The 11,857-nt window shown below is 68.3% G+C and carries 12 protein-coding genes; 9 read left to right on the plus strand and 3 right to left on the minus strand.

Annotated elements, in window-relative coordinates; genetic code table 11:
* Positions 1–5: 5 nt before the first annotated feature.
* Positions 6–1,343, minus strand: coding sequence for an oxygen-independent coproporphyrinogen III oxidase (gene hemN, locus ACFDS3_RS06750; protein WP_375261582.1), 1,338 nt, complete (start codon positions 1,341–1,343; stop codon positions 6–8).
* Between the two features lie 70 nt (positions 1,344–1,413).
* Between hemN and fnrL the strand changes: the two genes are divergently transcribed.
* Positions 1,414–2,154, plus strand: coding sequence for a transcriptional regulator FnrL (fnrL, locus tag ACFDS3_RS06755; protein ID WP_375261583.1), 741 nt, complete (start codon positions 1,414–1,416; stop codon positions 2,152–2,154).
* Positions 2,155–2,167: 13 nt separating this feature from the next.
* Here fnrL and ACFDS3_RS06760 read toward each other — a convergent pair whose 3' ends face one another.
* Positions 2,168–2,974 (minus strand): universal stress protein, encoded by an 807-nt coding sequence (locus ACFDS3_RS06760; protein WP_375261584.1) that lies wholly within the window; start codon positions 2,972–2,974, stop codon positions 2,168–2,170.
* A 180-nt stretch (positions 2,975–3,154) separates the two neighbouring features.
* On the opposite strand from ACFDS3_RS06760, the gene ccoN reads away from it, so the two are divergent.
* From ccoN to ccoP, 4 genes are read left to right on the plus strand one after another with little or no spacing between them, the layout of a single operon-like run.
* Positions 3,155–4,750 (plus strand): cytochrome-c oxidase, cbb3-type subunit I, encoded by a 1,596-nt coding sequence (gene ccoN / locus ACFDS3_RS06765; protein ID WP_375261585.1) that lies wholly within the window; start codon positions 3,155–3,157, stop codon positions 4,748–4,750.
* A 4-nt stretch (positions 4,751–4,754) separates the two neighbouring features.
* A complete protein-coding gene (ccoO, locus tag ACFDS3_RS06770; RefSeq protein WP_375261586.1) occupies positions 4,755–5,576 on the plus strand; it encodes a cytochrome-c oxidase, cbb3-type subunit II in 822 nt (273 codons plus the stop codon).
* A gap of 12 nt (positions 5,577–5,588) precedes the next feature.
* A complete protein-coding gene (locus ACFDS3_RS06775) occupies positions 5,589–5,822 on the plus strand; it encodes a cbb3-type cytochrome c oxidase subunit 3 (protein ID WP_375261588.1) in 234 nt (77 codons plus the stop codon).
* Positions 5,819–6,709 carry a cytochrome-c oxidase, cbb3-type subunit III gene (gene ccoP / locus ACFDS3_RS06780; protein ID WP_375261589.1) on the plus strand — a complete coding sequence of 297 codons (891 nt, stop codon included), beginning with the start codon at positions 5,819–5,821 and terminating at the stop codon, positions 6,707–6,709. Before ACFDS3_RS06775 ends, ccoP begins: the two co-directional genes overlap by 4 nt.
* Before the next feature lie 147 nt (positions 6,710–6,856).
* Here the strand turns inward: ccoP and ACFDS3_RS06785 are convergent, their stop codons facing one another.
* Complete coding sequence (locus ACFDS3_RS06785) at positions 6,857–7,303, minus strand: GNAT family N-acetyltransferase (RefSeq protein ID WP_375261590.1); 447 nt, start codon at positions 7,301–7,303, stop codon at positions 6,857–6,859.
* 108 nt (positions 7,304–7,411) lie between these two features.
* Here ACFDS3_RS06785 and ccoG point away from each other — a divergent pair, with 108 nt between their 5' ends.
* The 4 genes from ccoG to ccoS are packed head-to-tail and all read left to right on the plus strand — an operon-like array spanning position 7,412 to position 11,677.
* Positions 7,412–8,932 carry a cytochrome c oxidase accessory protein CcoG gene (gene ccoG, locus ACFDS3_RS06790; RefSeq protein ID WP_375261591.1) on the plus strand — a complete coding sequence of 507 codons (1,521 nt, stop codon included), beginning with the start codon at positions 7,412–7,414 and terminating at the stop codon, positions 8,930–8,932.
* Positions 8,929–9,369 (plus strand): FixH family protein, encoded by a 441-nt coding sequence (locus ACFDS3_RS06795; protein ID WP_375261592.1) that lies wholly within the window; start codon positions 8,929–8,931, stop codon positions 9,367–9,369. The genes ccoG and ACFDS3_RS06795 overlap by 4 nt, the downstream gene beginning before the upstream one ends.
* The gene (locus ACFDS3_RS06800) at positions 9,366–11,510 is read left to right on the plus strand and encodes a heavy metal translocating P-type ATPase (protein ID WP_375261593.1); all 2,145 of its coding nucleotides are present in this window, start codon (positions 9,366–9,368) and stop codon (positions 11,508–11,510) included. The genes ACFDS3_RS06795 and ACFDS3_RS06800 overlap by 4 nt, the downstream gene beginning before the upstream one ends.
* Complete coding sequence (gene ccoS, locus ACFDS3_RS06805; RefSeq protein WP_375261594.1) at positions 11,507–11,677, plus strand: cbb3-type cytochrome oxidase assembly protein CcoS; 171 nt, start codon at positions 11,507–11,509, stop codon at positions 11,675–11,677. The genes ACFDS3_RS06800 and ccoS overlap by 4 nt, the downstream gene beginning before the upstream one ends.
* Positions 11,678–11,857: the final 180 nt, after the last annotated feature.

Consider the following 11,857-nt stretch of genomic DNA (forward strand, 5'->3'; position numbering starts at 1 on the left):
CGCCGTTAGCAGGCGGGGCTGTAGCGCGCCGCGGTCGCGTCCCCGCCCCGGTCGAACACGTGCGCGACCAGCCGCGCGGCAGCGAAGGTCGACAATCGCAGGACGCTGCCGTCCATCAAACCTGCGCCCGGATACTGCGCCAGCGCCTCGCCCGCGGTGGTCATGAGCGCCTCGGCTTGCGGAACGTCGAAGGCGGCAAGGTCTGCGGCGCCCTCGCACATCAACCGCTCGATCACCGCCGCCACGGCCGCCGTTTCCGCTGTCAGGGCGATACCTCGCGCGGCGGGCAGCCCGCGCGCACGCACCGCCCTTTGCCATGCGTCAGAGGCTGGGGCATTCTGGACGTAGCCCTGCGGCAAGCGCGAGATGGCCGAAGGCCCGAGCCCCAGCAGAACCGGGGCCGTGTCGGTCGTGTAGCCCTGGAAGTTCCGCCGCAGGCCCCCACTTTCGGCCGCCTTGACGAGGCTATCGCCGGGCCGGGCGAAATGGTCGATGCCGACCGGCACGTATCCGGCCGAGACAAGACGCGTGCGCGCCAGGTCGGCCTGGGCAAAACGGGCCTCGGGCGAGGGCAGCGCCACCTCTGGGATCAGCTTTTGCCGCCGCGCAACCCACGGTACATGGGCGTAGCCATACACCGCCACCCTCTCGGGACCAAGCGACAGAACCGTGTCGACGGTGCGCAACAGCCGCGCCTCGGTCTGGTAGGGCAGCCCGTAGAGCAGGTCGAAGCTGATGCTCTCCACCCCGCCCTGCCGCAGCAACCTGACGGCGGCGGTGGTCTGCTCGGCCGACTGCTCGCGCCCGATCGCGGCCTGCACCATCGGGTCGGAATCCTGCACACCGATGAAGGCGCGGCTCAGCCCCATCCGCACCAGCGCATCGCGCCGGGGCGCGTCGAACTCGCACGGATCGACCTCGACCGAGACTTCCTGCGCAGAGCCGGTCGGAAATGCCTCGCCCAGCATTGCCGTGATCCGGTCGATCCGGTCCGGCGACAAGAGCGTCGGCGTCCCGCCTCCGAGGTGCAGGGACGAAACCTCCACCCCCTCGGGCAGCCGCGCCCGGGTCGCCGCAATCTCGACCTCGAGGTGCTCGAGGAATCGATCAAGGGGCTCGTCCTTGCGGGTCCCCTGCGTGCGGCAGGCACAGAACCAGCACAACCGGCGGCAGAACGGCACGTGGACATAGATCGAAACGGCCGACCCGGCCGGGATGGCGCGCAACCAGGCGTCCTTCGCGCCGGCCCCGACCTCCGCGGTGAAGCGATCGGCCGGTGGATAGCTGGAATAACGGGGTACGCGGGCCGTCAGCAGCGCGGTGCGGAGGGAATCCTGTGTCATGTTGTCATCGACCATCTGACACAGGGATCTCGCATTGATCGAAATCAACACTCAATATATCAGGCAGGTTATGGTCAAGCTTACACCTATCGTCGCCTGCGGAAACTGTCCGATCCGCCACAACGCCGTCTGCGCCGAATGCGACGCCGACGAGCTTGCCGTGCTGGAAAGCGTGAAGAGCTACAGGACCGTCCCCGCCGGCACCCGGCTGGCCGAGGCGGGCGAGACGCTCGACTATTTCTCGTCCATCATCACGGGCTGCGCCACCATTTCGCGCACGCTTGAAGACGGGCGGCGCCAGACGGTCGGCCTGCTGCTTCCCTCGGATTTCATCGGCCGCCCCGGTCGCGCGAAATCCCCCTTCGACGTCGAGGCCCTGACCGAGGTCAGGCTCTGCCGGTTCGAACGGAGCGCGTTTGAACGCCTGGTTCGCGGCACGCCGCATATCGCGGCCCGCCTTCTGACGATGACGCTGGACGAACTCGACGCCGCCCGGGACTGGGCGGTGGTTCTGGGACGCATGACCGCGCGCGAGAAGGTCGCCGCCTTCCTCGTCAGCCTTGCCCGACGGCAGGCCGGCGCGCACGGCGCCCTCAGCCTCGAGCATGATGCGAAGGTGCACCTGCCCCTCTCGCGCGAGGCGTTGGCCGATCACCTTGGCCTGACCATCGAGACGACGAGCCGCCAGATCACCGCCCTGCGCAAGGACGGCCTGATCGAGACGCCGACCAGGCGCGACATCCTGATCCCGGACTTCGACGCCCTCGCCTTCGAGGCCGCCGAAGATGATGACGGCGGCCCCATCGTCTGAACGGACGGCCAATTCACCGCGCCAGCAGAAGCGGCACCGGCGCGGTGTCGAGGAAATCGCGCGTGACGCCGCCCAGCAGCACCTCGCGCAGACGCCGCGTGCCATAGGCGCCCATCACCAGCAGGTCGGCGCCCTGCTCGCGCACATGATCACACAGCACCTCCGAGATGCGACGCCCGCCCCGCGGCAAGGTCGCGATTGACGCATCGACACCCTGCCGCTCGAGCATGACGGCAAGATCTCGACCCGTCGTGTCGTGCGGCGGGTCGATCGTCACGATCTCTGCCCGTCCGGACTGCTTCAGCAGCGGCATCGCCGCACGAATCGCGGCGAGCGCCACATCGTTTCCGTCCCAGGCCAGCACAGCGCTTTCCAGCGTCGGCGTGTCGGCACCCCGCACCAGCAGGATCGGCACGCGACTGTTGTAGAGCACCGCTTCGAGCACGCTGACCGCGGTGTCGCCCTTGGAGGCGCCGGGATGCGGCAGGATCACGAGGTCGGCCATCCGGATGGCCCGGACCAGGCCGGTGATGAAGTCCGCCGTGCGGCCGCTGTCGTCGTCGAGCGCCCAGGCGATGTCCTCGCGGGTCAGGCGCTTGCGGATGCGCTGCGCCATCTTGTCGAGCTCGGCTCGCGATTCCTCGAGGAACACCGCCCCCGTGACAGCAAGATCGGGCGAGATCATCGCCGGAATGTCGATCTGGCTGCGACCAACCATGGTGACGTCCAGGTGAGCGCCCCAGCGAGCGGCGCAGCCGATGGCGGCCTCCAGCGCGTCTGCATCCGGCATGACGACCGTGGCGATGGTCTTGTAGGACATCCTGTGCTCCCCCAGAGTTGGAATTCGATCCTGCCGCACTGTGCACCCGGCCCTTCGCGAGCGCCTTGATCCGCGTCAATTTACGGGTTGATCCATGTCAAGGCACCTTGCCTGCAGCCATGCGACTGCCCCGCTCGATGCCCCGCTTCTTGCGGGGTCGGGACATTGCAGGAGTGATTCATGGGGTATTTCCGGCTCGTCACACTCGGGCTGATCGCGCTCTTCGCGGCGATTGCCGCGGATTGGGGGCGCGATCTTGCCTATTCGGTCCACGCGGCCATCATCATGCTGGTCGCGGGCGGTGTCTTCCTGTGGGAGCTTCAGCGCGTAGACACCCCGCGCGCCGCGGCCGACGCGAACGTCTATCTCGACGGGCCGATCCGCGCGGGCGTCATCGCCACCGCGTTCTGGGGCGTCACCGGGTTCCTCGTCGGCGTCTTCATCGCCTTCCAGCTGGCCTTCCCGGTGCTGAACTTCGATTGGTCCGAGGGTTTCGCCAATTTCGGCCGCCTGCGGCCCCTGCATACCAGCGCGGTGATCTTTGCCTTCGGCGGCAACGCCCTGATCGCGACCTCGTTCTACGTGGTCCAGCGCACCAGCGCCGCGCGGCTCTGGGGCGGGAACGCGGCGTGGTTCGTGTTCTGGGGCTATCAGCTTTTCATCGTGCTGGCCGCGACCGGCTACCTGCTGGGGTCCACCCAGTCCAAGGAATACGCCGAGCCCGAGTGGTACGTGGACATCTGGCTGACGATCGTCTGGCTGGTCTACCTCGCCGTCTATCTGGGCACGATCATCAAGCGGCGCGAGCGGCACATCTACGTCGCCAACTGGTTCTTTCTGGCCTTTATCGTGACCGTCGCGATGCTGCACGTGGTCAACAACCTCAGCATCCCCGTCAGCATCTGGGGCAGCAAGTCCGTGCAGGTTTTCGCGGGCGTGCAGGATGCGATGACCCAGTGGTGGTACGGCCACAACGCCGTGGGCTTCTTCCTGACGGCAGGGTTCCTGGGGATGATGTACTACTTCGTTCCGAAACAGGCCGGGCGGCCGATCTACAGCTACAAGCTGTCGATCATCCACTTCTGGGCGCTGATCTTCCTCTATATCTGGGCCGGTCCGCACCACCTGCACTACACCGCCCTGCCCGACTGGGCCGCAACCCTGGGGATGGTGTTCTCGGTCATGCTGTGGATGCCCAGCTGGGGCGGCATGATCAACGGACTGATGACGCTGGAAGGCGCCTGGGACAAGATCCGCACCGATCCGATCATACGGATGTTCGTCGCCTCGCTCGCCTTCTACGGCATGTCGACCTTCGAAGGCCCGATGATGTCGATCCGCGCGGTGAACTCGCTGTCCCACTACACCGACTGGACCATCGGCCACGTGCATTCCGGCGCGCTCGGCTGGAACGGCCTCATCACCTTCGGCTGCCTCTATTACCTGACGCCCAAGCTCTGGGGTCGCCGGCAGATGTACTCGATGGGCGCGATCAACATGCACTTCTGGCTCGCGACCATCGGGATCGTCTTCTACGCCGCCTCGATGTGGGTGACCGGCATCATGGAGGGCCTGATGTGGCGCGAGGTCGACGTGAACGGCTTCCTCGTCAACTCCTTCGCCGACACCGTCGCTGCCAAGTTCCCGATGTACGTCGTGCGCGGCCTGGGCGGCGTGCTCTACCTCTCCGGCGCGCTCGTCATGGTCTGGAACATGTGGATGACCATCCGCAGACCCGAAGCTCAGCGCACCACCGCTCACGTTCCTGCGGAGTGAACCCATGACCAAAGAAAACGACCAGATCCCCGCTCCCGAGAACGATCCCAAGGTCACCCAACCCGGTGACGGCGGAATCCCGAACGAGCTGCCGCACCACTCGAAGTTTCTCGACAAGCACGCGATCCTGGAACGCAACGCCACGCTGCTGCTGGTCTGTTCGTTCCTCGTCGTGACCATCGGCGGCATCGTCGAGATCGCGCCGCTGTTCTGGCTGGAAAACACGATCGAGGAAGTCGAGGGTATGCGTCCCTACTCGCCGCTCGAGCTGGCGGGCCGCGACGTCTACATCCGCGAGGGCTGCTACGTCTGCCACAGCCAGATGATCCGCCCGATGCGGGACGAGGTCGAGCGCTACGGCCACTACTCCCTGGCGGCCGAGTCGATGTACGACCACCCGCACCAGTGGGGGTCGAAGCGAACAGGGCCGGATCTGGCGCGCGTCGGCGGGCGGTATTCGGACGAGTGGCACGTGGACCATTTCGCCGACCCGCAGACGGTCGTGCCCGAAAGCGTCATGCCCAAATACGACTATCTCGCGCGGACGCGGCTCGACGGCGAGCATATCGACGAGCTGCTGGAAACCCATGCCTTTGTGGGCGTGCCCTACACCGACGAGATGATCGCGGCCGCCAAGACCGACTTCCGCGTCCAGGTCGATCCCTATGGCGACATCGACGGGCTGCTCGAACGCTATCCCGGCGCGCAGGTCCGCAATTTCGACGGCAACGACGACCTGACCGAGATGGATGCGCTGATTGCGTATCTGCAGATGCTCGGCACGCTGGTCGACTTCTCCACCTTCACCGCAGACGCGACCCGCTGAGGAGGGCCCAAGATGCACGACACCTACACCCTTCTGCGCGAGTTCGCGGACAGCTGGATGCTCCTGGCGCTGACGGCCTTCTTCGGAGGCGTCTGCCTGTGGGCCTTCCGCCCCGGATCGCGCCCGATCCACGACGACGCCGCCCGCGCCATCTTCCGCGAAGAGCCCGAGCCGCTGTCCGTCGCCGGGTGCGCCCACAACCGCACCGGCTGCACCTGCTCCCCCAAGCTGGAGACCCGAAAATGAGCGACGACAAGCGCCGCATCGATCCCGTCACGGGCACCGAGACGACGGGGCACTCCTGGGACGGCATCGAAGAGCTGAACAACCCCTTGCCCCGCTGGTGGCTGTGGACCTTCTACGGCACCGTGGTCTTCTCGCTGATCTACGTGGTGCTCTACCCGGCCATCCCGATGATCAACGGCGCGACCGGCGGAGTTTTCGGCTGGTCCACGCGCAGCGACGTCGCGGCAGCCATCGCCGAGGTTGATGCAAGCCAGGCCGCGATGCGCGCCTCGCTGGTGAACACCGACCTGCACGCCATCGACCGCAACGAAGAGCTCTTCGCCTTCGCCACCAATGCCGGCGGGGCGGTGTTCCGCACCAACTGCTCGCAGTGCCACGGCTCGGGCGCGGCGGGGGCCAAGGGCTATCCGAACCTCCTGGACGACGAGTGGCTCTGGGGCGGCACGATCGACGACATCGCCTATACGGTCCGCCACGGCATCCGCAACGAGACCGATCCGGAAGCCCGCTACAGCCAGATGCCAGCCTTCGGAGACATGCTCGAGAACGACCAGATCTCGACCCTCGTCGATCACGTGCAGTCCCTGCCCGAGGGCGCCGATCCTCTCGCCGGACCGGGCGGAGAGCTGTTCGAGATGAACTGCTCGGCCTGCCACGGCGCCGATGCGAAGGGCGACCGCACGATGGGCGCGCCGAACCTGACCGACGCGATCTGGCTCTATGGCGACTCCGACGCGCAACTGAACGAGGTCATTTCGAAGGGGCCGTTCGGCGTCATGCCGGCATGGGGCGAGCGCCTGTCCGAGGCCGAGGTCCGCGCCGTCGCCACCTATGTCCACAGCCTCGGCGGCGGTGAGCCGACGGTGGGCGAGAACGACGTGCCCTGAGGCGCCGGTGCGACCGACGCCGCCCCTTCGGACCCCGACGAGGTCCCCTTCGAGGAGAACGTTTCCGAGTAAGGCCGGTCGCATCCCTGTTCGCGCATGAGCGGAGGGCCTGTCAGGGGCGGCGTCTGAAAGGGCGCCGCCCCATCTTCATTCCAGCCGCTTCTCGTAGAACACCCGGTCAAATCCGTCCTCGACCCGGCGCGCGACCTCGACATAGCCGAGGCGCGGCCAGATCCGCAGGTTCGCCTCCATCTTCGCGTTGGTATAGAGGGCCGCGACGGTGCACCCTCGCTGCCGCCCCTCGTCCTCGCACCGCGCCACCAGCGCCCGCCCAAGGCCCTGCCCCGCCGCGTCCGGCTCTACCGCCACGATCTCGACCAGGACCCGACCACCGTCAAAGCGCCGGACTGCAAGACCTTCGATACGCGGTGACCCGACGACCAGCACCTCGCCCAGCGCCACCAGCACGGCGTAGTCAGCCTCCATCGGCGCCGGCCGGCGTCCGATCGCGGCAACGTGGCCGCCGAACGCTCGCGTCGCGATTGCCTGCACCGCGGCCACGTCGCGCGCCTCTCCCCTGCGGATCGTCACCATCGTCGCCCTCCCCGGCTGCGCCCATCACAGCACGGGGCGATTGATCCACGTCAAGGCTCCGGACCCGCGAAGGTGACAGAAGACACGCGCGAACAGGAAAGTCCTCTCATGTCCGAACAGACGACATCCCTTTATGCGGCGCGCGAACCGATCTTCCCGCGCCGCGTGTCCGGCTTCTTTCGCCGGATGAAGTGGTGGATCATGGCGGCAACGCTGGCGATCTACTACCTGACCCCGTGGCTGCGCTGGGACCGCGGGCCGAACATGCCCGACCAGGCCGTGATGATCGACCTCGCGAACCGGCGCTTCTACTTCTTCTGGATCGAGATCTGGCCCCACGAATTCTACTTCGTCGCGGGCCTTCTGGTCATGGCGGGCCTCGGCCTGTTTCTCTTCACATCGGCCTTGGGACGGGTCTGGTGCGGATATACCTGCCCGCAGACCGTCTGGACCGACCTCTTCCTCGTGGTGGAACGCTGGGTGCAGGGTGACCGCAACGCGCGCCTGCGCCTCCACAAGGAGGCTTGGTCCGCCCGCAAGGTCCGGTTGAAGTCCGCCACCTGGGCGCTGTGGCTCCTGATTGCCGTGGCGACTGGCGGCGCGTGGGTGTTCTACTTCACCGATGCGCCGACGCTGGCCCGCGATTTCGTCACCCTCGACGCACCCGGCGTGGCCTATGCGACGATCGGCCTCCTGACCGCCACCACCTTCGTCTTCGGCGGCTTCATGCGGGAACAGGTCTGCATCTACATGTGCCCCTGGCCGCGCATCCAGGGCGCCATGATGGACGACAACACCCTGACCGTCGCCTATCGCGACTGGCGGGGCGAACCGCGCGGCAAGGGCCTGCGCCGCCGCGAGGCCGCCGCCGACCTGCGCGTGGCCGGGCCGCAGATCGGCGGCCGCTCGCCCATCATCCCGATGCCCGGCGCTCCCGCCGCCAAGGCCGCTCCGCTCACAGGCCCCGGCGATTGCATCGACTGCAATGCCTGCGTCAATGTCTGCCCCATGGGGATCGACATCCGCGACGGGCAGCAGATGGCGTGCATCACCTGCGCGCTCTGCATCGACGCATGCGACCAGGTGATGGAGAAGATCGGCCGCCCACGCGGGCTGATCGACTACGTGGCGCTGTCCGATGCCCCGCGCGAGGCCGCCGGAGGTGCTCCGGCCCCTGCATGGCGGCACGTCATGCGTCCGCGCAACATAGCCTATTTCGCCACCTGGGCAGCCGTGGGCGTCGGCCTGCTCTTCGCGCTGTTCATCCGCCCCGAGATCGAGATGACCGTCGCGCCGATCCGCAATCCCACCTTCGTCACGCTTGCCGATGGCAGCATCCGCAACGCCTATGACGTACGGCTTCGCAACAAGCACGGCGAGGCGCGGCCCTTCCGGCTCGCCCCCGGCCCCGCGGCCACCGACGTCGCCCTCGCCATCGAGAACCGCGACGGCAATGTAGTCGAAGTGCCCGCGGACGCGCAGGAACGGGTCCGCGTCTACCTGACCGCACCGCCTGAATCCGGGATCGCGACGGATGAACGGACTGCGCTCCGCCTCTGGGTCGAGGATACGATCAGCGGCGAACGCGCCCATGTGGACACCTCCTTCAACGGAAGGGAAAACGAATGACCGAGCTCACGGGCCGCCACGTCGCCGCGATCTTTGTCAGCGGCTTCGGCATCATCATTGCGGTGAACGTGGCGCTGGCCACCAACGCCGTGCGCACCTTCCCGGGCCTCGAGGTCGCCAACTCCTACGTCGCCAGCCAGTCCTTCGACGCCCGCCGCAACGCGCAGGAGGCGCTCGGCTGGCGGATCGAGGCGGGCTACGCCGACGGTGTCCTGAATGTCGCGATCCTGGACCGTGACGGCGCGCCGGCCCCGGTGGATTCGATCTCTGCGCATATCGGGCGCCCGACCGAGGCGCGCGACGACCTCGACCTCGACCTGACGCGAGGCGCGGTGCCGCTCGACCTCGCGCCGGGCCTCTGGCGGCTCGACCTCGAAGGTCACGCGCCCGACGGAACGCTGTTCCAGAAGGCGGTCGAGTTCCGGGTGCAGGGATGACCGCCGCCTGCCCCGCCTGCGCGGCAGCCCCCCTGCCTGACTCGCCCGTCACGGCGACCGAGCCGACCCATGTGCTGCACCTGCCCGACATCCACTGCGCCCTCTGCATCTCGTCGGTCGAAAGCACCCTTTCGGCGCTGCCCCAGGTGCAGGCGGCGCGGGTCAACCTGACCCGCAAGCGGGTCTTCGTGACCGCTCCGGGGGCCGGCACGGACAGCCTCATCACCGCCCTCGCGCAGGCCGGTCACCGGGCTGAGCGGCTCGACACCGGGCGCCTCGGCCCCGAGGATACCACGCGACGCGACCTGCTGACCCGGATCGGGGTCGCGGGCTTTGCCATGATGAACGTCATGCTCCTCTCCGTCGCGGTCTGGAGCGGGGCCGCCGGCGTCACGGCGCAGCTCTTCCACCTGATCTCGGCCGCAATCGCGATTCCCGCGGTGGCCTATGCCGCACAGCCCTTCTTCGCCTCGGCCTGGAGCGGCCTGTCGGTGCGGCGCCTGAATATGGACGTGCCGATCTCGCTGGCGATCATCCTTGCCTGCGCGGCATCGCTGGCCGCGGCTTTCGGCTACAGCGACCGCGCCGGGTGGTTCGACGCCGCGCTCGCGCTGACCTTCTTCCTGCTGATCGGGCGCTACCTCGACCGGGCCGGCCGCGCCGCCGCCCGTTCGGCCGCCGCAGACCTCGCCGCGCTCGAAGCCCCGCAGGCGGTGCGCCTCGATGGCGCGCACGAGACGGTGGTGGCCGCCGAAGCCCTCGCCCCCGGAGACCTGATCCGCGTCCGCCCCGGCGACCGGCTGCCCGCCGACGGCACCATCGTCTCGGGCCGCAGCGACATGGACCGCTCGGCCCTGACCGGCGAAAGCCTTCCCGAGGCTGCCGGCATCGGCGACACCGTCACCAGTGGCGAGACCTGCCTGACCGGCGTCCTCACGATCCGCGTCGACCGCGCCGGCCGCGACACGGCGCTTGCGCGCATGGCGGAACTCGTCGCCACGGCCGAAAGCCAGCGGACCCGCTATGCCGGGATCGCCGACCGCGCCGCACAGATCTACGCGCCGCTCGTCCACATCCTCGGCGCCGCGACGTTCCTGGGCTGGCTCGGCCTGACGGGCGACTTCTGGCGGTCGCTCGACGTCGGGATCTCGGTCCTCGTCATCACCTGCCCCTGCGCGCTGGGACTTGCGGTTCCGGCCGTCTCGACCGTTGCCACGGCACGCCTGTTCCGGGGCGGCATCCTCGTGAAGTCCGACACCGCGCTCGAACGCTTGTCCGAGATCGACACGGTGGCCTTCGACAAGACCGGCACCCTGACCACCGGCACCCCGGCCCTTGCCGAGTTGCCGGACGACCGCGCACTCGCCGTTGCGGCCGGGCTGGCGCAGGCGTCCAAACACCCGCTGTCACGCGCCATTCTCGCCGCCGCCGAAGCGCGCGGCATTACCCCTGCCCCGGTGACCGACACCACCGAGCATCCCGGCCAGGGGGTCGAGGGCCTGTTGGACAACCGCCGCGTGCGCCTTGGCCGCGAAGGCTGGGCCGGTGGTGCTGCGGGCGACGCATCGGCTTGGCTCGTGATCGAGGGCGAGGCGCCGGTGCCGTTCCGCACGCGCGAAACCCTGCGCCCCGAGGCGACAGGCGCGATCGAGGCACTGCACCGCACCGGCTATGCCACGGCGCTTCTGTCTGGCGACGGCGCGCGCCCGGTGGCCGAGATTGCCGCCCGCGCCGGCATCGACGAGGCCGAGGCGCGCCTTTCGCCCGAGGACAAGGTCGCGTGGCTCGACCGCCGCGCCAACGAGGGCCGGCACGTCCTGATGGTCGGCGACGGGCTGAACGACACCGGAGGACTGGCCTCGGCACATGCCGGCATGTCCCCCGGCTCCGCGCTCGACGCCGCGCGGTCCGCAGCCGACGTCATCCTGCTCAGCGGCGGACTCGACGGGGTGCCGCAGACGCTGGCCACGGCGCGCACGGCGATGGCGCGGATGCGCCAGAACATCGCGCTGGCCGCTCTCTACAACGTGGTGTCGGTGCCGCTCGCGATGGCCGGCTTTGCCACCCCCTTCGCCGCGGCGATCGCCATGTCGCTGTCGTCGATCACGGTCACGCTCAATGCGGTCAGGAGGTTTCGATGAACGTCCTCGCCTTTCTCATCCCGGTGTCGGTGACGCTCGGCCTTTTGGGCCTCACCGCCTTCGTCTGGAGCCTGCGTGCCGGTCAGTACGAAGACCCCGACGGGGACCAGGCGCGCGCCCTCAGCGATCTGCATGACGAGGCACCCGCGCCGCAAGCGCATCGCTGACACACGCGGCCCGTCGCGCGACGGACCGCTTTCGCATCTGGCCTCGGTCAGGCCGGAGCCACCGCGCCGGTGAAATCGCCGACCACACGCCGCAGATGATCCCAATCTGTGAACTCGTGGTTCCCCTCGGCCGGGTCGTAGTTCTTGCCCTGCAGCACAACCATCTTGACCACCTGCGAC

Origin of the sequence: Palleronia sp. (assembly GCF_042089775.1) — a bacterium.
In the GTDB taxonomy this organism is placed as follows: Bacteria; Pseudomonadota; Alphaproteobacteria; order Rhodobacterales; family Rhodobacteraceae; genus Palleronia.

Coding starts and splice junctions, on each gene's coding strand:
- ACFDS3_RS06775 (WP_375261588.1), top strand. CDS start 5,589: ATGCACGACACCTACACCCTTCTGCGCGAGTTCGCGGACAGCTGGATG.
- ccoP (WP_375261589.1), top strand. CDS start 5,819: ATGAGCGACGACAAGCGCCGCATCGATCCCGTCACGGGCACCGAGACG.
- hemN (WP_375261582.1), bottom strand. CDS start 1,343: ATGACACAGGATTCCCTCCGCACCGCGCTGCTGACGGCCCGCGTACCC.
- ccoO (WP_375261586.1), top strand. CDS start 4,755: ATGACCAAAGAAAACGACCAGATCCCCGCTCCCGAGAACGATCCCAAG.
- fnrL (WP_375261583.1), top strand. CDS start 1,414: ATGGTCAAGCTTACACCTATCGTCGCCTGCGGAAACTGTCCGATCCGC.
- ccoN (WP_375261585.1), top strand. CDS start 3,155: ATGGGGTATTTCCGGCTCGTCACACTCGGGCTGATCGCGCTCTTCGCG.
- ACFDS3_RS06760 (WP_375261584.1), bottom strand. CDS start 2,974: ATGTCCTACAAGACCATCGCCACGGTCGTCATGCCGGATGCAGACGCG.
- ACFDS3_RS06800 (WP_375261593.1), top strand. CDS start 9,366: ATGACCGCCGCCTGCCCCGCCTGCGCGGCAGCCCCCCTGCCTGACTCG.
- ACFDS3_RS06785 (WP_375261590.1), bottom strand. CDS start 7,303: ATGGTGACGATCCGCAGGGGAGAGGCGCGCGACGTGGCCGCGGTGCAG.
- ccoS (WP_375261594.1), top strand. CDS start 11,507: ATGAACGTCCTCGCCTTTCTCATCCCGGTGTCGGTGACGCTCGGCCTT.
- ACFDS3_RS06795 (WP_375261592.1), top strand. CDS start 8,929: ATGACCGAGCTCACGGGCCGCCACGTCGCCGCGATCTTTGTCAGCGGC.
- ccoG (WP_375261591.1), top strand. CDS start 7,412: ATGTCCGAACAGACGACATCCCTTTATGCGGCGCGCGAACCGATCTTC.